The organism is Kitasatospora sp. NPDC093679 (assembly GCF_040683455.1).
GTDB lineage: Bacteria > Actinomycetota > Actinomycetes > Streptomycetales > Streptomycetaceae > Kitasatospora > Kitasatospora arboriphila.
On sequence record NZ_JBFBDW010000001.1, the window covers coordinates 170,040 to 190,454 of the forward strand.

The window sequence follows — 20,415 nt, forward strand, 5'->3', positions numbered from 1 at the left end:
TCAGAACAGGGCGCCGCCGGCCACCGTGGTGTGCGCCTGCACCTCCGGCTCCACCTCGTCGAGGCGCGCCTTGAGGTCGAGCAGCAGCGCCAGCTCCTCCGCGCCGAGGGTGCGGAACACGCCCAGCTGCTCGTCGGTGAAGGTGTCGACGGGGAAGCCGGCCGCGGCGAGGGCGGTGAGCACGGGGTCGTCGGCGGGATTCATGCGCGGTCTCCGGAGGACGGGCCGGGGTGGGCCAGCGAACGGAACAGATGGGTGGTGGCGGTGACGGTGTGCAGGGCGCTCACCGTGACGGCGCTCTCCTGCCGGACGTCCAGCGGCAGACCGTCCAACAGGGCGTCCAGGTCGGCCCGGTGGCCGGCGTCGAGCACGGCGTGGTCGTGCACGGTGCGGAAGGCCGACCGCGGCAGACCGGTCTGCGCGGCGAGCCGGCCGGCCAGCCACGGCGCCGGCGCGTGGCCCTCCAGCACCGTCATGTAGCCGAGCAGGGCCACCGGGTGGACGTGCTCGATCCAGTAGTACTGCGGGCCGACCAGCCGGGCCGCGGCCACCGGCGGCGGGCCCGCGTCCGGCGCGGCGCCGGCGGCCGCCAGGTCCTCCAACAGCCAGTCGTCGTGGCCGCGCTCCTCCTCGACGTGCCGCTCCAGGTAGGCGCCGAGCGGCCCCGCCACCCGGTCCCCGGGCCCGGCCGCGGCGCAGCGCCGCGCGGCGAGCTCCATCAGCGGCACGGAGGCCCGCACCACCGCGTGCATCGCCCGCAGGTACGCGGCGTACCGCCCGCCCAGGCCGTCCGGCCGCCACAGCGCCGAGGTCGCGGCCTGCAGTGGCAGGGCGGCCAGGTCGAGGGTCAGCCGGAGGGCGGTGCTGCGGGAGGGCGGTGCGGAGGTCATCGGGCTTCTCCGAGCGGGAGCGGGGCGAGGGTGCGCGGGAGCGGGGCGAGGGTGCGCGGGAGCGGGACGGGGGTGCGCGTGGGCTGCGGTGGTGCGGCGCCGAGGGTGACCAGGTCGGCCCACGCGGCGCTGCCGAAGCGGCGGACCAGCGCGGCCGGCCCGGCGGCCGCCTGGGCGTGCGCGGCCTGCAGGTCGAGCAGTTCGCCGACCGGCCCGGCGCCCGTGCGGGCGGCGGCCGCGTACACCGCCGGGTGATCGGGCAGGGCGCGGCAGCCGGCGCAGGTGCCGGTGCAGTCCGCCACCGCGCCGTGGCGGGCGTACAGGTGCGGGGCGCCGACCGCGCGGACCATCCGCAGCACCGGCCCGCTCAGCGCCCGGCGCCGCACGGCGGCCCAGTCGTCGCGGTCGGTGTGGCCGAGCAGCAGGTGTGCGGGGACGGGGCGCCGGTCGACCACCTGCTGGTTGCAGCAGGCGAGCACGGCGCCGTCCGCGGCGACCACCGGCCAGGCGGCCATCGCGCAGGGCACCGGCCGGCCGTCCGGGCCCGGTGCGGACTGCCGGGCCGCCCAGCCCGCCGCCCGGCCGACCGCGCGCACCTCGTTGACCAGCATCGGCACGGCGTCGCCGAAGACCCGGCGGACCTGCCCGGTGACCTCGGCGAGGTACGGGTCGTCCGGGCCGCGGCCGGTCAGGTGCAGGCTCACCGGGACCCCGCCGTCCAGCACGGTGCGCAGCACCGCGAAGACGTCCGCGCGCGGCACCTCCCGTTCGTGGAAGGCGTCCAGGCTGGCGGAGAAGTGGTCGACCCGGCCGATCGCCGCCGCGATCCGGCGGGGGAGGCGGCCGCCGCGGGCGAAGAACATCCCGCTGAGCACCGCCGTCCGTGCCCCGGACGCCCGTGCGGCGTCCGCGAGTTCGGCGACCAGCTCGGGCCGCAGCAGCGGCTCGCCGCCGGTCAGCAGCACCAGCTCCGGCCGGTCGGCCGCGGTGAACGACCGGACGAGGCGCAGCAGTCCGTCCCCGGCCGGGTCGGTGCCGCGCATGTCGGAGGCGGTCGAGCAGTGCGCGCAGCTGAGCGGGCAGCGGCGGGTGAGCGTCAGCAGCAGGCCGGCGCAGGGCGTCGGGCGCAGGCCCACGAGTTCGGCCAGGTCCATCGTCCACCTCTTCCCGCAGCAGGGCCGTCCCCGCCACCGTGCCCGCCCGCGGTCGGCGGCCGGTTCGGCGGCGCCCCGGAACCGGTACATCCGCAGGCCACGGCGGGTGCGGGACGGCCCGGACGGTGCCGCGGCGCCACCTTCGGAGGCCCGCCACCGGCTCCGACCTGCGCACGGACCGTCCTGTACCGCGGCTGAACCGCCGCCGTGCCGGGCGTTCCTAGCTTTCTCGGTGCCGGCGGACGCACCGCCGGCCGCAGCACCGAGCCGGGTGCGCCGACCGGGCCCGCCCGCCGAACCAGGACTGGAGACCACCATGGCCGAGAACACCGAGCCCACCCGCGACGAGGACGTCGAGGTCGTCGCCCACAGCGGCGACGCCGAGGACACCCCCTGGTGCGTCATCAACACCGGCAAGACCAACGTCGACGAGGACGTCGAGGTCGTCGCCCACAGCGGCGAGACCGAGGACACCCCGTGGTGCGTCATCAACACCGGCACCACCAAGCTGGACGACGAGGACGTCGAGGTCGTCGCCCACAGCGCGGACGCCGAGGACACCCCCTGGTGCATCATCAACACCGGCACCGCGAACTGATCCACCCGGCCAACGGGGCCCGCCGACCGGCGGGCCCCGTCCCCCTTCCCAGGCCCATGGAGGTCACCGTGCCCGCAACCCAGCCCGCCCTCCGCCCCGACCGGTACCGCCTGCTCCGCAGGGCCGACGCCGGCTGGTGGTTCCTCGGCGACGGGGGAGTCGCCCGGCTCCGCCCCGGCCAGGTCGGCCCGGACGGCGGCCTCGCACCCGCGGCCGAGCAGCGGCTGCGGGACACCGGCCTGCTCGACGCCAGGGCCTTCCGCTCCTACTCGCTGACGGTGCTCACCAGCACCGACTGCAACCTCGGGTGCGGCTACTGCTTCCAGAACACCGGGCAGGACCCGAAGGGCGGCAACCGGCCGCCGCGGATCAAGCACGCCCGGCTGACCTCCGAGATGATCGGCGAGGTCCTCGACTTCACCCGGCAGCGGATGGCCGAGGCCGGACTCGACCGGCTGGCCGTGATGCTGTTCGGCGGCGAGCCGCTGCTCAACTTCCGCGGTGCCCGGGAACTGCTCCACCGTGCGGCCGAGTTGGGCGAGCTGGAGGCCGGCATGATCTCCAACGGCACGATGCTCACCCCGCTGATCGCCAAGGAGCTGAACGCGGCCGGCCTCAGGACCGTCCAGATCACCTTCGACGGCGACCGCGAGGAACACGACGCGATCCGGATCCGCCGCTCCGGCGGCGGCACCTTCGACGCCATCGTGCACAACGTGGCCAAGGCGATGGCGGCCGCCGAGTCGATCCGCTGGCACCTGCGGATCAACGTCTCGCACCACAACCGGCACGGCATGGACGCCCTGCTGGAACGCCTCGCCGCCGGCCTCGACCCGGCCCGCTGCGGACTGCAGTTCGCCCTGGTCGGCGACGTCGGCGTCGGCTACGGCAACGAACTCGCCTACGGCAGCGGCCTCGCCGCGGACTTCACCCGCTGGCACGCCCGCGCCCTGGAACTCGGCTTCGCGCTGACCAGGCCGCGCCCCAACGACGGCTGCCAGGCCTGCACCTACCAGGACGGCCGCTACGGCGCGGTGGTCAACGCCGACGGCGTGCTCTCCAGCTGCTGGGAGACCGCCGGCCGGCCCGGCTGGGAGGTCGGCACCCTCGCCGACGGCTACCTGCCCGCCGACCGCACCGAGGGCCGCTGGATCACCTGCGACGACCAGTACCAGCACGGCGAGAACGCCGCCGCACTGGCCGTCTTCCAGGACGAGGTCGACGCGGCCCTGCTCGACCTGCTGCACACGGCCGGCCGACTCTGACGCCGGCACAACCTCGGAGGTGGACGATGGCTGACCCCGGAGTGCTGAGCGCGAACCGGGACTTCAGGCGGTACTGGATCGGCTCGGCCCTGTCGACGCTCGGCTCCCAGATGTCCCTGATCGCGTTCCCGCTGCTCGTGCTCTCCCTCGGCGGCGGCGCCGCCCAGGCCGGGCTGGTGGCCAGCTGCTCACTGCTGACCAGGCTGCTGCTGCGGATCCCCGCCGGACAGCTCGCCGACAAGGTGGACCGCCGGCGGCTGATGCTCGGCGCCGACCTCGTCCGCCTGGTCGCCGTCGGCTCCGTCCCGGCAGCCGCCGGACTCGGCGTGCTCGGCTACCCGCAACTGCTCGCCGTCGCCGTCGTCGAGGGCGTGGCCACCGCGGTGTTCGCCCCCGCGTCCACCATCGCCGTCCGGGACGTCGTCGCCGAGGAACACCTCTCCGACGCGCTCGCCAAGGACCAGGCCGCGATGGCCGCCGCCTCCCTGCTCGGCCCCTTCCTCGGCGGCTGGCTGTTCACCGTCGACCGGATCCTGCCGTTCACCGCGGACGCCGCCTCCTACGCCGTCTCCGCCGTGCTGCTGCTGCGGATGGCCACCCGCCCCGCCCCCGCCGAACCCGGCGCCCGCACCGACAACAGCCCCACCGCCGGCCTGCGCTGGCTGCTCCGGCAGCCCGCCCTGCTGCGCGCCCTGCTCTTCGGCGCCCTGCTCAACCTGGTCGGCGCCGCCTCCGAGGTCGCCATGGTCGTCACCCTCCGGGACGGCGGCAGCGGCGGCACCGCGATCGGCACCGTGCTCGCCTGCGCCGGCGTCGGCGCGGTGCTCGGCTCGCTCGCCGCACCGCGCGTCCTCAAGGTGCTCAAGCCGGGGCAACTCTTCCTGGCCATCGGTGCGGTGTGGGCCACCGGCACCGCCGTGATCGCCTTCACCGCGCTGCCCTGGGTGGTCGGCCCGCTGCTCGTCCTGCTGATCCTGCTCACCCCGCCCGCCGGCATCGTGGTCGGCCAGGCACTCATCAGCCGGTCCCCGCGGCACCTGCTCGGCCGGGTCAGCACCGCCGCCGACCTGCTGATCGCCGGACTCGCCGCCGTCGGCCCCGCCCTCACCGGCATCGCCCTGGAAGGCCTCGGCATCCCGCAGACCTGGCTGCTGATCGCCGCCCTGATCGCCGCCACCACCGCGGTCGCCGCCGTCCCGATGCTCCGCGAGTCCGGCCTCGGCACGCCCCGGCAGGAACCGGCCGCCGAGCCCGCCCAGGACGGGAGCACCGCCGTCGCCGCCTGAAACGGCGATCCCTTCAGAGGAGGGGGACCTGTGCAGTTCGGATGCGGGTGTCACAACAGCACGGGCCAAGCCGTGATGCGTACGGTGACCCACCCCCGGACTGCGCAGTTCTCCCCCAGCCTCCGGCCGGGAGGTGCCCCCACGCGCCCCCATGAGCCACCCCCACGACCGAGGAAGTTGCCGTGACCGCATTGCCCGCGTACCCGACCGCGCCGCGGCGGGAGTTGGTCGAGGAGTTGCACGGCCTGCGGATCGCCGACCCGTTCCGGGGACTGGAGGACGCCGCCGCCCCCGCGACGGTCGCCTGGTGCCGCGCGCAGGAGGAGCTGTTCCGCGCGCACCGGGCCGGCTGGCCCGGTCTCGCGGAGCTGCGCCGCACCCTGACCGGCCTGCTGGACACCGGCTCGGTCAGCGCCCCCGTCACCCGCGGTGGACGGCAGTTCCACACCCGTGGCCGGCCGGGGGCCGACCGGCCCGCCCTGGTGGTCACCGAGGACGGCGCCGACCGCACCCTGCTCGACCCGCTCGCCCTGGACCCGTCCGGCGGCACCGTGCTGGATGCCTGGGCGCCGTCCCGGGAGGGCACCCGGATCGCCGTGCAGACCTCCACCGGCGGCACCGAGGACTCCGTGCTGCACGTGCTGGACGTCGCCACCGGCGCCGTGCTGGACGGCCCGGTCGACCGGCTGCGGCGCTCGGCGATCGCCTGGCTGCCCGGCGGCGGGGCGTTCTACTACGTGCGGCGGCTGCCTCCCGAGCTGCACCCGGGGGAGGAGCGCTACCACCGCCGGGTCTGGCTGCACCGGGTCGGCACCGACCCGGCCGAGGACGTCCCGGTGTTCGGCGAGGGCCGCGACCCGCGGCAGTTCTACGCCGTCTCCGTCAGCGAGGACGGCCGCTGGCTGATCGTCACCGCCACCGCCGGTGCCTCGCCCGGCACCGAGGTCCGGCTCGCCGACCTCGCCGCCACCGGCCCGGAACGGCCGCGGTTCACCGTGCTGCGGCTCGCCGCCGACGCCCGCACCACCGCCACCGTCCGGCGCGGCCGGCTCTACCTGCTCACCCGCGACGGCGCCCCGCGCGGCCGGGTCGAGACCGCCGACCCGGCCCGCCCCGACGACCGCACGGTGCTGCTGCCCGAGGACCCGGAGGCGGTGCTGGAGGACCTGGCCGTCCTGGACGGGCCCGCGCCCGGCCGTACCCTGTTGGCCGTCACCCGGACGCGGCACGGCGTCGCCGAGGTCGCCCTGCACGACGCGGCCGACGGCACCCCGCACGGCCGGGCCGTCCTGCCCGGCGCCGGCGCGGTCGGGCCGCTGCGCACCGACCCGGACGGCGGCACCCGCCTCTGGTTCGGCTACACCGACCACGTGACGCCCAACCAGGTGCTCTGCCACGACGCGGCGACCGGCACGACCGCGCTGTGGGCCGCCCCCGAGGGCACGCCCGACACCGGCGGCGCGCAGGTCCGGCTGCTGGTGTACCCGTCCCACGACGGCACCCCCGTGCGGATGTTCGTCGTCTCGCCGACGGGCCGGCCGGATTGCCCCCGGCCGACCGTGCTGAGCGGCTACGGCGGCTTCGGCGCGTCCGTGCTGCCCGGCTTCGCCGTCCAGGCACTGGCGTGGGTGCGGGCCGGCGGCGTCTACGCCTTCGCCTGCCTGCGCGGCGGCGGCGAGGAGGGCGAGCAGTGGCACCGGGCCGGGCGGCGCGAGCTCAAGCACAACACCTTCGACGACCTGGACGCCGCCGCCGAGCACCTGGTCGCCGAGGGCTGGACGGCGCCCGGGGGCCTCGCGCTGATCGGCAGCTCCAACGGCGGCCTCACGGTGGCCGCCGCGCTCACCCGCAGACCCGACCGGTACGCCGCCGTGGTCGCGGTGGCGCCGCTGCTGGACATGGTGCGCTACGAGCTCTCCGGGATGGGCCCGAGCTGGTCGCAGGAGTACGGTACCGCCGCCGACCCCGGCCAACTCGCCGTGCTGCACGGCTACTCGCCCTACCACCGGGTCCGCGACGGGGTCCGCTACCCGGCCGTGCTGTTCGGCGTCGCGGACGGCGACACCCGGGTCGACCCGTTGCACGCCCGCAAGACGGCCGCCGCCCTGCAGGCCGCGAGCACCGGGCCGGGCCCGGTGCTGCTGCGCCAGGAGTACGGCCTCGGGCACGGTGAGCGGGGGATCGGTGCCACCGTCGACCTGCTCGCCGACAGCCTCGCCTTCCTGGCCGCCCACACGGGGCTGCCCGTCGACCGGACGGCTGCCGGAAGGCTGCCCTACTAGGTGGTAACTATGCTGGTGTAGCGACGGATCCGCCCGATTCGTCCCGCAGGGTGGCTTGCTGCATGCAGCAAGCTGCAGCCCGTCACCCCTTGGCCCGCCCCCGGCCGAACGGCAGGCTTCCAGGTGTCGAAGCCGTCCGGACCACAACGGACGCGCCGCACTCCACACACCAAGGGGAACCGATGAACCGTGCCCGCACGCTGGCCGTCTCCGTCGCCGTCGCCACCGGTCTCGCCGTGCTCGGCCTGCCCGTCCTCGCCGTGCAGGCCGCCGCCGCGGACGGCACCCCCACCCCGGCCGTGACCGCCCCGGTCACCCCCGCCCCCACCACCACGCCCGTCTCCGGCGGCCACGGCCACGGCGGCATCCTCGGCGGCGACCCGGAGGACCCGCAGGACCCGATGGACACCGCCTGGGGCCACTGAAAGGCCGGACCGACCCCGATGAAGCGCCTGCGCCCCCTGCCGCGCGCCCTGCTGGCGGCGGCCCTGCCGGTCGCCGTCGGGATCGCCCTCCTCGTCCGGGCCGCCCGCCACCGCGTGCACCTGCGCCGGGCCCGCGAAGTGCTCGCCGAGTTCGAGCCGCACACCGACACCCGCTGGCCGTAGCACCGCCGCCCGCCGTGCCCGCCCGCCGTCGCGCCCACCGCTGCCCGGCACACCCGCTGCGCCCGCCGGTCCGGCCGTGATCCGTGCCGCACCGGCCGTCCCGGTACCGCTCCTGCCCGCACCCCTCCCGAAGGAGCACCAGTGACGCTGGACCACCTGTCCGCCGCCGCCCGCCCGGCCCGTCCGGCCGCGGCCGAGCTCCGCTTCCGGGTGCTCGGCGAACTCCTGGTCGCGACCCGCGGCCGGCCGCTGCCGCTCGGCCCCGTGAAACAGCGCCTCGTCCTCGGCGCGCTGCTCTGCCATCCCAACGCCGCCGTCTCCGTCGACCTGCTGACCGAGGCGGTCTGGGGCGACGAACCCCCGCGCTCCGCCCGCAAGAACCTGCAGGCCTACGTCTCCGCCCTGCGCAAACTGCTCGGCGAGACCGCCGACGGCGAACGGATCGTGCACCACCACACCGGCTACCAGCTGCGCGTCGCGCCCGCCGAACTGGACGTGCTGCGCTTCGAGGAGCTCGCCCGCGCCGGGCAGTCCGCGATCCGGCTCGGCGCCACCGCGCACGGCGTCGCCCTGCTGCGCGAGGCCCTCGACCTGTGGAGCGGCCCCTTCCTCGCCGACCTCGGCCACTCCGAGCTGCTGCGCGACCGGGCCGAACGGCGCGAACTGCGCCGCCTCGCCGTGCTGGAGGACTGGGCCGAGGCCGAACTCGACCTCGGCCACGCCCCCGCCGTCGCCGAGGCACTCGCCGAGACGGTCGCCGAACACCCCATGCGGGAGCGGCTCTGCGCCGCCCAGATGACCGCGCTCTTCCGCTCCGGGCGGCAGAGCGCCGCCCTCGCCGTCTACGACGACCTGCGCCAGCACCTCGCCCGCCAACTCGGCCTGCAGGTCGGCCCGGTGCTGGAGACGCTCTACCGCGGCATGCTGGACGGACAGGGCCCGGCCGGGCCGGCACCGCGGCCGTCCGCCGCCGCCACCGGCGCGGCGCCGCACGCCCCGCAGACCGTACTGCCCGCCGACCTCCCGGACTTCACCGGCCGCCGCGAGGAGGTCGCCCGACTGACCGCCCTGCTCGCGGGCGAGGGCCGGCGCGTCGTCGTCAGCGGCCCGGTGGGCGTCGGCAAGACCGCCCTCGCGGTGCACGTCGCGCACCGCCTGGCCGGCCGCTTCCCGGACGGCTGCCTCACCGTCCGCCTCCGGCGCGCCGACGGCACACCGCGCCACCCCACCTCGCTGCTCGCCGAACTCTGCCGGGCCACCGGCCTGGTGGGGGCCGTGCCGGAGGACGAGGAGGAGGCCGCGGCGCTGTGGCGGTCCTGGCTGGCCGGCCGTCGGCTGCTGCTCGTGCTGGACGACGCCCCCGACGAGGGCGGCATCCGCCACCTGCTGCCCGGCTCCGGGCCGAGCGCCGTCCTGGTCACCAGCCGGACGCGGCTGGCCGGGCTCGGCCCCGTCCAGCGGCTGGAACTCGAACCCTTCGCCGCGGAGGAGGCCGTCGGCCTGCTCGACCGGATCGTCGGCGACGGCCGCATCCGCGCCGACCGCCAGGCCGCCGAACGGATCGTCGACAGCGTCGGCCGGCTGCCGCTCGCCGTCCGGGTGTGCGGCACCAAACTGGCCGTCCTGCACCAGCTCTCGGCCGCCGAGTACGCGGCCCGGCTGGACCGCAGCCCCGCCCTGCTGGACGAACTCGCCGCCGGTGACCTCGCCGTCCGGCGCCAACTCGCCGTCTGGTGGGCCGGACTGCCCGCCGTCGTGCGCGCCGTGCTCTGCGCCTTCGGCCGGCTGCCCCGCCCGCTGTTCACCCTCGCCGAGGCGATGGCCGTGCTCGGCTGCGGCGAGGAGGTCGCCCGCCGGGTGCTGGACAGCATGATCGAGGTCTCCGTCCTGCACTGCCGGCTCGGCGAGGTCACCGCGCACGCGGCGCTGTACGAGATCCCGTTGCTCGCCCAGCTCTACGCACGCGAACGGGCCGACGCCGAACGCCCTGCCCCGGAGCCGTACCGGCCCGTGGCGGGCTGACGGCGGACCGGACACCACGGGGGGTGCCGGCCAGGGCTCTGCGGCACCCTACCGGTCGGTCGTACCGGCCGGTAGGGGGCCCCCGGATCCGGCCTCCCCGGCCAATCCGGCAGCTCGGCGGGTGTCTTGCCGTCACCGGTTGTGTTCGGACGAACCCGTTGACGCTCCCGGTGGCAGACCATAGGGTCGCGGCCCATGGACGCCGGTCGGTGATCCGGACATGTCGGCAGTGCCGCCGGCAGCCGGGCCGCCGTCCCTCGCCGGACCGTCCACAGAGGTGCCGACTGCCGTGCCCCCGTGCGGATTTCACGGGCCCGGACAGCCGTCGCCGCTCCCTGCGCGCCGTGCCGCCACCAGCGGCCCAGACCGGCGTGCGGTCCGGCGTCCCATGAGCAAACCCACTCAGCAAGGGATGTGCCAGTGACCGGATTCTCGAGGCCCAGGGCTTCCGCCCTGGGTGTGGTCTGCGCCGTGCTGCTGTCGGGTTGTTCCTCGGGCGTGCTCGGCTCCGGATCGACCGTCACGGTCGTGATCGGCGTCGACGGTCCGCTGACCGGCAAGCTCGCCGACCTGGGGCTCGGCATCCGGAACTCCGCCGAACTGGCCATCGCCAAGGCCAATGCCAAGAACGTCGTGCCCGGCGTGAAGTTCGTGCTCGACGCGAAGGACGACGAGGCGGACGAGCAGAAGGCCAAGTCCAACGGCGATGCGTTCGCCGCCGACTCCCGGGTGATGGGCGTGGTCGGTCCGCTGACCTCCGGGGGCGCGCTCCTGATGGCGCCCGTGATGGCGCAGGCCGGCCTGGCCGAGGTCTCCCCCTCCAACACCGCACCCGGGCTGACCTGGGGCGCCGACTACCGGACCAACGGCAAGAAGCGCCAGTACCCCACCTACTTCCGGACGGTCACCACCGACGCCGTCCAGGGCCCGCTGCTGGCCCGCTACGCGCACAGCCGGCTCAAGGCCGGGCGGGCCGCTGTGATCAGCGACACCAAGGCCTACGGCAGCAACCTCGCCGCCGAGTTCGCGACCGCCTTCGAGGAGGTCGGCGGCAAGGTGGTCTACCGGACGACCGTGAAGCCGGGCACCACCGACTTCGCGAAGATCGCCCAGCTGATCGCCGCGCAGGACCCCGACATCGTCTACTACGGCGGCGAGCACCCCGAGGGCGGACCGCTCGGTGCGGCGCTCAAGGCCGCCGGGGTGAAGGTGCCGCTCGCCGGCGGCGACGGCCTGCACACCGACGGCTTCATCAAGGCCGCGGGCACGGCCTCCGACGGCGACCTCGCCAGCCAGCCGGGCATCTCCGTCGAGGGCCTCGCCTCGGCCTTCGGCTACCTCGACGCCTACCGCGCGGCGGGCTACAAGGAGGAGCCCGGGCCGTTCGGCGCCTACGGCTACGACTCCACCTGGGCGGTGATCCAGGCGGTCGCCAAGGCCCGGCAGTCGAACGAGGACCTCACCGGCGCCGAACTGCGCAAGGCCACCGCGGATGCGCTGCAGAACGTCTCGTTCTTCGGCGTCACCGGCGACGTCTCCTTCGACGAGTTCGGCGACACCCACAACCAGGTCGCCTCCATCTACAAGGTGCAGAAGGGCGCCTGGACGTCCATCGTCCCGTTCGGCCGCCTGCGCGACTTCTGACGGCCGCGGCCGGGGTCCGACGACCCCGGCCGCCGCCGGCGCTCAGGACACCAGCGGACCCTCCGCGACCTCCGTCAGCCGCACCGTGCACAGGCCGCCGCGCTCGCTGCGGACCTCCGTCACCTCCAGCTGGGTGCCCGGCAGCAGGATGAACTCCTCCTCGCCGGTGAAGGCCGAGAAGTCGCGGATGCCGACCGCCCGGGAGGGGACGACCTCGAACAGCGTCCGCTTGCCCCGGCTGCCGAGGAAGCCCCGGGCCACGCCCGGCTCGGAGGTGCAGGAGGACACGCCCCACCAGGTCACCGTCCGGCCCAGCGGGTACTGCGCGCGGAGGTCCAGCGCCACACCGCGCCACAGCGGCTCGGTGCGGACCGGCAACTGCGAGACGGCCGAGAACAGCAGCCGCAGGTAGGCGAGGTACGGCACCAGCCGGCTGCGGTCCGGCGACCGCAGCACGGCGTTGATCTCCCGGTAGAACGCCGACTCGCAGGTGTAGAGGTGGATCGCCGCGACGGCGTCGGCGGACAGGCCGCCGGGCACCTCGTCCGCCCGGCGCTTGCCGAACTCGTACGACCGCTCCACGTGCCGGTCCAGGCCGCGCAGCACCGCCGCCACCGGGGCGACGGCGTCCCGGAAGTCCATCAGCGGAGTGTCGAACACGCCGGTGATCTCCGGCAGTTCGAGGCCCTCGTCCTTGACGCTCGCGAGCCGGTCCAGGTAGAGCTGGTGCAGCTCCATGGTGGAGGCGATGAACGCGCCCATCCGCTCCGCGGTGCCGTCGCCGTCCGCACCGCCGCCGTCCGCCGCGCGGGCGTTCCACCCCTTGCTCGGCAGCCAGTCCACCGGGTCGGTGCCCATGGACGTCAGCGCGGTGTTCACCATGTCGAAGTGGTCGCCGTCGCAGAAGATGTCGCCCTGCGCCGCCGGGTTGGCGTGGTCGATGTGCCGGACCTCCACCCCCGGGTACTTCTTCTGCAGCTCCAGGACGACCTTCTTCAGGCTCCGCGCGTGGGCGCCCCACCAGGCGAACACCACGCTGCGGTCCGCCTCGTCGGCGTCCTGCTTGGCCCGGAGGATCTCCTCGACGATCCGCTCGGCGACCGGGCGCCAGAACGCGGTGTGCCGGTCGGCGCCCACCGAGCCGTCGCTGCTGGCGGTCAGCGCCGCGTTCAGCAGCAGCACGCCCTGGGTGAGCATCGCCTGGAACCACTCCGGCGGCTGGACGGTGTCCCGCTCCTTCAGCAGCGCCCGGACGTCGGCGATCGGCGTCTTCTTCGCGATGCCGTACTTCCACATCGCCGCGGCCTTGATGATGCAGCGGATGCTGACCACCCGGCCGAACTGGCTGTCCTTCCAGTCGTGGAAGGTGTTGTCGAACATCGCGATGCCGGTGGCGCTCTCCGGCCGCGGGTACGGGTTCTGCCCGAAGACGACCACCTTCCACTTGTGCGGCGCATGGGGCTTGAGCGCCTGGAAGGTGAGCTCGCGGACGGGCACGACCTCCGGGCCGCGGGCCGGGCCGATGAACGCCGCGGCGTCGGGCTGCGCCTCGACGACCGGCTTCAGCAGCGGCAGCCACGGCTCGCCGCCGCCGGCGAAGAGCTCCGTGAGCGCCAGCGGGTCGTTCGGGTCGGGCTGGGCGGGGGTGGTGGCCTCGGTCATGGTGGCGCTGCTCCGGAATCGTCGAACCGTGCGGACGGATGGCAGGAACGGACCGTCAGTTCCCCGACGGCGACTCCAGTCCTACCGTCCGCGAGTGACAACCGACCGCGCTGCCGGGGCGGCGCCGACCTGGCCCGGCGGCGCTGTCGGTGCCGCCATCTAGGTTCATGGACGACGGAAGACCGCTCGTCCGGGAGGAGCCCGACCCATGTCCGAGAACCCGCAGCAGCCGCCGCTCAGGGTCGTGCTGACCGACATCAACAGCACCGTGGTGGAGTCCTGGCGGGCGGCGTTCGCCGACACCCCCGAGATCGAGATCCACCGCGGCTCGATCCTCGACGAGCACGTCGACGCCTGGGTCACCCCCACCAACTCCCGCGGCCGGATGGACGGCGGCGTCGACGCGGTGATCAAGCGGCACCTCGGCGCCGGCATCCAGCTGCGCGTGCAGCGGGCGATCCGGGACGGGTTCGCCGGCCGGCTGCCGGTCGGCAGCGCCGTCTGCGTCCCCTCCGGCGCGGTCAACCCCGCGTTCCTGATCTCGGCGCCGACGATGGAGTCGTCCTCGCAGAACGTCAGCCAGACGCTCAACGTGGCGCTGGCCTGCGCCGCCGCGTTCCAGGCCGTGCACCGCAAGAACGCCGAAGCACCGGGCAGTATCCGCTCGGTGGCACTGGTCGGCATGGGCGCGCAGACCGGACAGGTGCCGGCCCGGGTGTGCGCCAACCTGATGTGGACGGGCTACACCCTGTTCAACGACCACTGCTTCGAGGACTACGACGACCTGCGCAGCACCGTCACGGCCCAGCTCGACGACATCGAGAAGGCGCCCGCCACCCGGCGCGTCCGCATCACCCCGCCCGCGCGCCGCACCGCCGCCCGGCGCTGACACCCGCCCGCGCCCGCCGCCGCCGTCACAGGAAGGAGAGGGTCTTCATCAGCAGCGGCGGCGCCGACAGGAACTCGAAGTGCCCGCCGGGCAGGGCGGTGTACTCCACCGTCCGTGCGTACTCCCGCCACCCCGCCATCTGGTCGAGGCCGATCTCGGTGTCCTCCGTCCACTCCAGCACGGTGACCGGGCCCGGCAGGGCCACCGGCGACGGGCGCCGGTAGACCCGGTTCACCTCCAGGTCCTGGTGCAGGACCTCGAGGGCGAGGTCGATCAGGACGGGATGCGGGGTGCCGCCCCGCAGCAGCACCAGCTTGCCCATCTCCGCCCGGAGCTGCTCCTCGTCCAGGTCGAGGTACCGGTCGTGCGGGCAGTGGTGCGGGGCCACCTGGGCCGAGACGAAGAGCCGCTCGGGCGCGGGCAGCCCGCTCCCGGCGAGCCGGAGCGCCGTCTCGAAGGCCGGCAGGGCGCCTGCGCAGTGCCCGAAGAAGGCGAACGGCCGGTCCAGGTACGGCCGGAGGAACTCCACCAGGTCGGCGGCGAACCGCTCGTAACTGCCGTAGTGCGGTTCGCGCGAGCGGTTCTCCCGGCCCGGCGGCTGGACGGGGCACACCTCGATGCCGTCGATCTCCTCGGGCCACCGGCTGAACATCGAGGCGCCCACACCGGAGTAGGGGAAGCAGAAGAGCCGTGCGACCGAGTCCGTCCGCGGTCGACGCAGCAGCCAGTTGCCGGCCATGTCAGGCTCCCATCCTCCGGGCCGCGACCGGCGCCGCGGCCCGGGACTCGTACGCGTAGATGACGGCCTGCACCCGGTTGCGCAGGCCCAGCTTGCCGAAGATCTCCTGCACGTGGGACTTCACCGTGGAGCCGGCGACGCCCAGCTCGGTGGCGATCTCGGCGTTCGACATCCCCCGGGCGAGCAGGTGCAGCACCTCCTGCTCGCGTTCGGTGAGCGTCGGCACCGCGCCGAGCCGCGGGGCGGTGTGCGCGAGCTGCTGCACCAGCGTCTGTTCGACCGGCAGGTAGCCGGAGGCCAGCAGGCGGACCGCCGGGGCGAGTTCCCCGGCGGCGACCTGCCGCCGGATGATCGCGCAGCCGCCCAGCCGGAGCACGTCCAGGTCCATCCGGCGCAGGTCCGAGCCGAGGACGAGCACCGAGGCCGCGCCGCCGTGCCCCGACGCGGCGAGGCGCCGGACCTGCCCGAGGAGGGTGTCGCGGTCCTTGACCGCCGGCATGTCGACCACGAAGAGCGCCGGGTCGAGCTGGGAGCCGAGCCGGCACGCCTGGCCGACGTTGGCCGCCTCCCCGGCGATCCTGACCGATGGTTCGTTGCCGAGGATCGATCTGATGCCGTTGCGGACGAAGGCGTCCTCCGCCACGAGCACGACGCTCATCCTGGTCACGTCAGTCTCCCCCTGATCTGCGCACACGGTGGTCTTCACTGGTCGGGAACGAAAGGCCGAGGAGGCCGGTGGGGCGCGCCTTCGAACCCGGTCGCGGGCCACCCGGGGCGCAGCGCTGCTCGTGGGTACCCGAGTGCCGCCGGCGGCGGTCTCAGACGGCGGTCTCAGATGGCGGGGCGGTAGAAGTAGGTGCGGCGGGTCCTGATCTTCCGGCCGTCGAGGAAGTACAGGTCGGAGAACCGCTCGTCGAGCTGCCGGCCGTCCTTGCCGACCCCGCGGAAGCGTCCCCAGCAGGCGACCGAGGAGTCCGACTCGGCGACGTGCTCGATCTCGTGGCGGCCGTCGCTGATGATCCGCTCCTCGCGGTAGAACCGCAGGACGGCGTCGAGGCCGCTGATCGCCTCGTAGCCGGGGCGGTGGTAGGTGCAGTCCTCGGCGAACAGGGTGGGCAGTTCGTCCCAGCGGCGGCCGTCGATCACCTCGAAGAGTCTGGTGACGAAGTCCGTGCCGGACACGGCGAGCTGCTCGGGGTGGGTGGTGCTCATGCGGTCACGCTCCTGACTCGGTCTGCTGCGGTTGACGCGGTGCGGGCCGCACCGCGTCGTGCGGTCGGTCGCGGCGGTCCATCTCGCTCCACTGGGGGAGCAGGCCGGGGACGACGACGGCGGCCAGGTAGACGGCCCCCGCGGTGACCAGCACCGGCGCCAGCCCGGCGGCGGCGATCGCCGAACCGGCGAGGATCCCGCCGAGCGGCATGCCGGCCCAGGCGGCGGCCTCCGCCAGGGAGCTGACCCGGCCCAGCAGGTCGCGCGGGATGCGTTCGACGAACACGGCGCTGAGGACCGGGTTGATGAAGCCGGAGCCGAAGCCGCCGACCAGCGCCACGCCGATCACGCACCACATCGGTGCGCCGAGCGCCATCGCCGCGAAGCGCGGCACCCCGCCGAGGAAGAAGCCCACCAGGAAGGCCGCCCGGCGCGGCACGCGCTCGCCGTAGGCGGCGGCCAGCAGCGCGGCCCCGGCGGCCGTCACCGAGAACGCCGTGCCGATCAGGCCGAGTTCGAGGGCCCCGTAGCCGTGGTCGCGGATCCAGACGGGGAGCAGCACGGCGCTGTACGCGGCGTCGACCAGGTTGGTCACGCTGACCATCGCGACGAGCGAGCGCACCATCCGGTCGGAGGTGAGGAACGTCCAGCCGCCGCGGAGCTGGGCGAGGTACGGCTCCGGCGCGGCCGCCTCCCCGGCGGGCTCCGCCGCCGGGCGGTGCCGCTTCGGGGCCCGGAGGCCCACGGCGACCGCGCAGACCACGAAGGACGCGGCGTCCAGCAGCAGGGCGTTCGCCGGTCCGGCCGCCCCGATGACGGCGCCCGCCAGGGCCGGCGCGATGATCATGGCGGTCCGTTCGGTCGCGCTGACCAGCCCGGTGACCCGTTCCAGCGGCAGACCGGCGGCATCCGCGATGTCCGGGCCGAGGGTGAACTTGGAGGTGTCGGCCGGGCCGCGGGCCGCCCCGGCGACGGCGACCAGCACCAGCAGCACCGGGAAGCTCAGCATGCCGGCCAGGTGGAGCAGCGGGACGAGGGCCACCGCGGCCGCACTGAGCAGGTCCGCGCAGACGCTGACCCGGCGGGAGCCGAGCCGGTCGATGACCGGGCCGCAGAGCGCCTTCGAGACGACCAGCGGGGTGAGTTCGCAGGCGGCCACCAGGCCGGTGCGGGTGGCCGAACCGGTGGTGGTGAGGACGAGCCAGGGGACGGCGATGGCGGTCAGCCGGGTGCCGGCCACCGAGACCGCGTTCGCGGCGAGGACGGGGAGCAGCAGCAGCGAGGTGCTCCGCTTCGCGGTCGTGCTCACCGGGCCGCCCGCTCCGCGACCAGTCGGGCCATGCCCGCCGGGGTCGGGTCGAAGTAGAAGTCCCGCGGCGAGATGTCCACGCCGAAGGCCTGGTGGAGCTCGGCGATGATCTTCACGCCGAGCAGGGAGTGCCCGCCCAGTTCGAAGAAGTCGTCGTCCGCACCGATGCCCGCCACCCCGAAGTGGTCCGACCAGAGGCTCACCACCGCCTGCTCGGCCGGCGAGCCCGGTCCCCGGTACTCGGTCATCAGCTGCGGGCTGCGGACGCGGGTCCGGGCCGCGAGGGCGGCCGCGTCCACCTTGCCGTTGGCGGTCAGCGGGAACTCGTCGACCACCGTGATCAGGGACGGCACCGCGTAGGAGGGCAGCACCTCGGCGAGCGAGGCGCGCAGCTCCAGCAGGGAGGTCCGCCGGTGGTCCTTGCGCAGCACCAGGGCGGCGTGCAGCGCGTGACCGCCGGTCGGGGCCTGCGCCTTGGCCAGGTGGTGCTGGGCGACGGCCGGCAGCCCGGCGAGGGCGGCCTCGACCTCGCCGAGTTCGATCCGGAAGCCGCGGATCTTCACCTGGCGGTCGGCCCGGCCGAGGAACTCGATCGCGGGCGCGGTGCTGCGCACCAGGTCGCCGGTGCGGTACATCCGCGCGCCGTCGCCCTCCGGGTCGGGCAGGAAGCGCTCGGCGGTGAGCGCCGGGCGGCCGAGGTAGCCGTGGGCGAGGCCGGTGCCGCCGGTGTACAGCTCGCCCGTCCCGCCGGGGGCCACCGGCCGCAGTTCGGGGTCGAGCACCCGCACCCAGGTGCCGTTGATCGGCCGGCCGATCGGCACCGAGGGGGTGTGCAGCGGGCTGTCGAAGGCGTGGCAGCAGGTGTAGGTGGTGTTCTCGGTCGGGCCGTACCCGTTGACCAGGACGGTGCCCGGCAGGGCCGCCACCGCCCGGTCGGCGTGGTCGGCGGAGAGCACGTCGCCGCCGGTGAGCAGGTACCGCACCTGCTTGAGGTCGTCGAGGCCGTGGTCCACCACCTGGTGCAGCAGACCGGTCGTCAGCAGCAGCACGGTGACGCCCGAGGCGCGGACGAATCCGGTGGTCTCGGCGAGCGAGAGGTCGCCCGGCGGGGCGACCACCAGGCGGGCGCCGTTGAGCAGCGCCCCCCAGATCTCGAAGGTCGAGGCGTCGAAGGCCAGCGGGCCGATCTGGAGGAGGACGTCCTCCGGGGTGATCGTGACGAAGTCCGGGTCGACGACGAGCCGCACCACCCCGCGGTGCGGCACCATCACGCCCTTCGGCGTGCCGGTCGACCCCGAGGTGTAGGCCACGTAGGCCAGGTCCTCGCCGGACGGGTCGGCCGCGCGGACGGCCGCCGGGGTCCCGGCCGGGGCCCGGTCGTCGGCGAACACGGTCGCGAACCCGTCGGGGAGGCCGTCGGCCAGTTCGCGCTGGGTGACCACCAGACGGGCCCCGGAGTCGCGCAGCATGAACTCGGTGCGGGCGGCGGGGTAGCGGGTGTCCAGGGCCAGGTACGCGGCGCCGGCGGAGACCACCGCGAGCAGGGCGACGATGCCGTCGACCGACCGCCGGGTGAGGACGGCGACCACGTCGCCGGCCCGCACGCCCCGCTCGACCAGCCGCGCGGCGAGGCGGTCGGCCTCGGCGGCGAGTTCCGCGTACGTCAGGGAGGTGTGCTCGTCGCTCAGGGCCACCCGGTCGCCGAACCGCTCGCAGCACCGGCGGAACCGTGCCGTGATGCTCAGGTCAGTCATTCTCTCGCTCCGTGGGTGAGGGTGGGTCAGCGGGTCGACGGGTGGAACCAGCCGTCCTCGTCAAGGACGCGGCCGCGGTGCAGGTCGGTGAGGAGCCGGTGCAGCGCGGTCGTCACCGGTCCCGGCCGGCCGTCCCCGACCGTCCAGCCGCCGTCCCCGTCCCGCACCCGGCCGACCGGGGTGACGACGGCCCAGGTGCCGCAGGCGAACGCCTCGGTGACGACGCCGGCCTCGCACTGCGCACGCCACTCGTCCAGTGCGATCCGCTCCTCCACCACCCGGTGGCCGAGGCGCCGGGCCAGGGTCAGCAGGGTGCTGCGGGTGACGCCGGGCAGCAGCGTCCGCGTCAGCTCCGGGGTCACCACCTCGGCCCGCTCGCCCCGCCCCCGGACGAGGAAGAGGTTCATCCCGCCCAGCTCCTCCACCCAGCGCCGCTCGACGGCGTCGAGCCAGACGACCTGCCGGCAGCCGGCGGCCTCCGCCGCCCGCTGCGCCAGGAAGGTCGGGGCGTAGTTGCCGGCCACCTTGACCTCGCCGGTGCCGCCGGGCACGGCCCGGACGTGGTCGCGGCTCACGTGGACGGCGACCGGCTCGGCCCCGTCGCCGAAGAAGCCCCCGGTCACGAAGGCCATCAGCAGGAAGCGGTAGGTGCGCGAGGGGCGCAGCATCAGCGAGGCGTCCGAGCCGAACATCAGCGGCCGCAGGTAGAGGCTGCGCGAGCCGTCGGCCGGCAGGAAGCCCTCGTCCGCGCGGACCAGCCGGTGGGCGGCGTCGGTGAAGGCGTCCTCCGGGAGCTCCGGCATGGCCATCCGGCGGCAGGAGCCGCGGAACCGCAGCGCGTGGTCGCGGGGGCGCCAGACGCCCGCCGTGCCGTCGGCCCGCCGGTGCGCCTTCAGCCCCTCGAAGACGACCTGGCCGTAGTGCAGGCCGAGGGTGCCGGGATGGAGGGAGAGGTCGGCGAGTCTGCTCAGCCGGGGCGCGGACCAGCCGTCCGCCTCCGTCCAGTCCATCACGACCATGTGGTCGGTGAACGCCTCGCCGGGGCCGGGTTCGGCGACGGCCGGGTGGGGCGGCGCGAGTTCGAGGTCGGTGGTCATCCGC

Annotated in this window: 19 protein-coding genes; 9 read left to right on the forward strand and 10 right to left on the reverse strand. The window is 75.0% G+C overall.

What is annotated here, in order from left to right; translation table 11 throughout:
* From AB0O09_RS00790 to AB0O09_RS00800, 3 genes are read right to left on the reverse strand one after another with little or no spacing between them, the layout of a single operon-like run.
* Positions 1–204, reverse strand: coding sequence for an aroma-sacti cluster domain-containing protein (locus AB0O09_RS00790; RefSeq protein WP_363538795.1), 204 nt, complete (start codon positions 202–204; stop codon positions 1–3).
* Positions 201–890: an iron-containing redox enzyme family protein gene (locus tag AB0O09_RS00795; RefSeq protein ID WP_363538797.1), complete on the reverse strand. Its 690-nt coding sequence runs from the start codon at positions 888–890 to the stop codon at positions 201–203. Before AB0O09_RS00795 ends, AB0O09_RS00790 begins: the two co-directional genes overlap by 4 nt.
* On the reverse strand, positions 887–2,044 hold the full coding sequence (locus tag AB0O09_RS00800; RefSeq protein ID WP_363538799.1) for a radical SAM protein: 1,158 nt from the start codon (positions 2,042–2,044) through the stop codon (positions 887–889). Before AB0O09_RS00800 ends, AB0O09_RS00795 begins: the two co-directional genes overlap by 4 nt.
* Positions 2,045–2,360: 316 nt before the next feature.
* Here AB0O09_RS00800 and AB0O09_RS00805 point away from each other — a divergent pair, with 316 nt between their 5' ends.
* From AB0O09_RS00805 to AB0O09_RS00840, 8 genes are all read left to right on the forward strand, one after another.
* Entirely contained in the window at positions 2,361–2,642 is a 282-nt protein-coding gene (locus AB0O09_RS00805; RefSeq protein ID WP_344627555.1) for a hypothetical protein, read from the forward strand.
* A gap of 68 nt (positions 2,643–2,710) precedes the next feature.
* Complete coding sequence (locus tag AB0O09_RS00810; RefSeq protein WP_363538801.1) at positions 2,711–3,907, forward strand: radical SAM protein; 1,197 nt, start codon at positions 2,711–2,713, stop codon at positions 3,905–3,907.
* Positions 3,908–3,933: 26 nt separating this feature from the next.
* Complete coding sequence (locus AB0O09_RS00815) at positions 3,934–5,193, forward strand: MFS transporter (protein ID WP_363538803.1); 1,260 nt, start codon at positions 3,934–3,936, stop codon at positions 5,191–5,193.
* Positions 5,194–5,375: 182 nt separating this feature from the next.
* The gene (locus tag AB0O09_RS00820; RefSeq protein ID WP_363538805.1) at positions 5,376–7,475 is read left to right on the forward strand and encodes a prolyl oligopeptidase family serine peptidase; all 2,100 of its coding nucleotides are present in this window, start codon (positions 5,376–5,378) and stop codon (positions 7,473–7,475) included.
* Between the two features lie 182 nt (positions 7,476–7,657).
* The gene (locus AB0O09_RS00825) at positions 7,658–7,900 is read left to right on the forward strand and encodes a hypothetical protein (protein ID WP_363538807.1); all 243 of its coding nucleotides are present in this window, start codon (positions 7,658–7,660) and stop codon (positions 7,898–7,900) included.
* A gap of 18 nt (positions 7,901–7,918) precedes the next feature.
* The gene (locus AB0O09_RS00830) at positions 7,919–8,083 is read left to right on the forward strand and encodes a hypothetical protein (protein ID WP_363538809.1); all 165 of its coding nucleotides are present in this window, start codon (positions 7,919–7,921) and stop codon (positions 8,081–8,083) included.
* A gap of 141 nt (positions 8,084–8,224) precedes the next feature.
* Positions 8,225–10,105 (forward strand): BTAD domain-containing putative transcriptional regulator, encoded by a 1,881-nt coding sequence (locus AB0O09_RS00835; protein WP_363538811.1) that lies wholly within the window; start codon positions 8,225–8,227, stop codon positions 10,103–10,105.
* Positions 10,106–10,525: 420 nt separating this feature from the next.
* On the forward strand, positions 10,526–11,749 hold the full coding sequence (locus tag AB0O09_RS00840; protein WP_363538813.1) for a branched-chain amino acid ABC transporter substrate-binding protein: 1,224 nt from the start codon (positions 10,526–10,528) through the stop codon (positions 11,747–11,749).
* A 42-nt stretch (positions 11,750–11,791) separates the two neighbouring features.
* Here AB0O09_RS00840 and AB0O09_RS00845 read toward each other — a convergent pair whose 3' ends face one another.
* Positions 11,792–13,411, reverse strand: coding sequence for an ADP-ribosyltransferase domain-containing protein (locus tag AB0O09_RS00845; protein WP_363538815.1), 1,620 nt, complete (start codon positions 13,409–13,411; stop codon positions 11,792–11,794).
* Between the two features lie 208 nt (positions 13,412–13,619).
* On the opposite strand from AB0O09_RS00845, the gene AB0O09_RS00850 reads away from it, so the two are divergent.
* Positions 13,620–14,300 carry a macro domain-containing protein gene (locus AB0O09_RS00850; protein ID WP_363538817.1) on the forward strand — a complete coding sequence of 227 codons (681 nt, stop codon included), beginning with the start codon at positions 13,620–13,622 and terminating at the stop codon, positions 14,298–14,300.
* Between the two features lie 25 nt (positions 14,301–14,325).
* On the opposite strand, the gene AB0O09_RS00855 is transcribed toward AB0O09_RS00850, so the two are convergent.
* From AB0O09_RS00855 to AB0O09_RS00880, 6 genes are all read right to left on the reverse strand, one after another.
* Positions 14,326–15,039: a thioesterase domain-containing protein gene (locus tag AB0O09_RS00855; RefSeq protein WP_363538819.1), complete on the reverse strand. Its 714-nt coding sequence runs from the start codon at positions 15,037–15,039 to the stop codon at positions 14,326–14,328.
* A gap of 1 nt (position 15,040) precedes the next feature.
* Positions 15,041–15,697 (reverse strand): response regulator transcription factor, encoded by a 657-nt coding sequence (locus tag AB0O09_RS00860; protein ID WP_363539247.1) that lies wholly within the window; start codon positions 15,695–15,697, stop codon positions 15,041–15,043.
* A 173-nt stretch (positions 15,698–15,870) separates the two neighbouring features.
* Positions 15,871–16,251 (reverse strand): nuclear transport factor 2 family protein, encoded by a 381-nt coding sequence (locus AB0O09_RS00865; RefSeq protein ID WP_344627543.1) that lies wholly within the window; start codon positions 16,249–16,251, stop codon positions 15,871–15,873.
* A gap of 4 nt (positions 16,252–16,255) precedes the next feature.
* Entirely contained in the window at positions 16,256–17,560 is a 1,305-nt protein-coding gene (locus AB0O09_RS00870) for an MFS transporter (protein ID WP_363538821.1), read from the reverse strand.
* A complete protein-coding gene (locus tag AB0O09_RS00875; protein WP_363538823.1) occupies positions 17,557–19,314 on the reverse strand; it encodes a non-ribosomal peptide synthetase in 1,758 nt (585 codons plus the stop codon). The genes AB0O09_RS00870 and AB0O09_RS00875 overlap by 4 nt, the downstream gene beginning before the upstream one ends.
* Positions 19,315–19,340: 26 nt before the next feature.
* A complete protein-coding gene (locus tag AB0O09_RS00880; RefSeq protein WP_363538825.1) occupies positions 19,341–20,411 on the reverse strand; it encodes a branched-chain amino acid aminotransferase in 1,071 nt (356 codons plus the stop codon).
* Positions 20,412–20,415: the final 4 nt, after the last annotated feature.

Coding starts and splice junctions, on each gene's coding strand:
- AB0O09_RS00790 (WP_363538795.1), bottom strand. CDS start 204: ATGAATCCCGCCGACGACCCCGTGCTCACCGCCCTCGCCGCGGCCGGC.
- AB0O09_RS00795 (WP_363538797.1), bottom strand. CDS start 890: ATGACCTCCGCACCGCCCTCCCGCAGCACCGCCCTCCGGCTGACCCTC.
- AB0O09_RS00800 (WP_363538799.1), bottom strand. CDS start 2,044: ATGGACCTGGCCGAACTCGTGGGCCTGCGCCCGACGCCCTGCGCCGGC.
- AB0O09_RS00805 (WP_344627555.1), top strand. CDS start 2,361: ATGGCCGAGAACACCGAGCCCACCCGCGACGAGGACGTCGAGGTCGTC.
- AB0O09_RS00815 (WP_363538803.1), top strand. CDS start 3,934: ATGGCTGACCCCGGAGTGCTGAGCGCGAACCGGGACTTCAGGCGGTAC.
- AB0O09_RS00825 (WP_363538807.1), top strand. CDS start 7,658: ATGAACCGTGCCCGCACGCTGGCCGTCTCCGTCGCCGTCGCCACCGGT.
- AB0O09_RS00830 (WP_363538809.1), top strand. CDS start 7,919: ATGAAGCGCCTGCGCCCCCTGCCGCGCGCCCTGCTGGCGGCGGCCCTG.
- AB0O09_RS00845 (WP_363538815.1), bottom strand. CDS start 13,411: ATGACCGAGGCCACCACCCCCGCCCAGCCCGACCCGAACGACCCGCTG.
- AB0O09_RS00850 (WP_363538817.1), top strand. CDS start 13,620: ATGTCCGAGAACCCGCAGCAGCCGCCGCTCAGGGTCGTGCTGACCGAC.
- AB0O09_RS00855 (WP_363538819.1), bottom strand. CDS start 15,039: ATGGCCGGCAACTGGCTGCTGCGTCGACCGCGGACGGACTCGGTCGCA.
- AB0O09_RS00860 (WP_363539247.1), bottom strand. CDS start 15,697: ATGAGCGTCGTGCTCGTGGCGGAGGACGCCTTCGTCCGCAACGGCATC.
- AB0O09_RS00865 (WP_344627543.1), bottom strand. CDS start 16,251: ATGAGCACCACCCACCCCGAGCAGCTCGCCGTGTCCGGCACGGACTTC.
- AB0O09_RS00875 (WP_363538823.1), bottom strand. CDS start 19,314: ATGACTGACCTGAGCATCACGGCACGGTTCCGCCGGTGCTGCGAGCGG.
- AB0O09_RS00880 (WP_363538825.1), bottom strand. CDS start 20,411: ATGACCACCGACCTCGAACTCGCGCCGCCCCACCCGGCCGTCGCCGAA.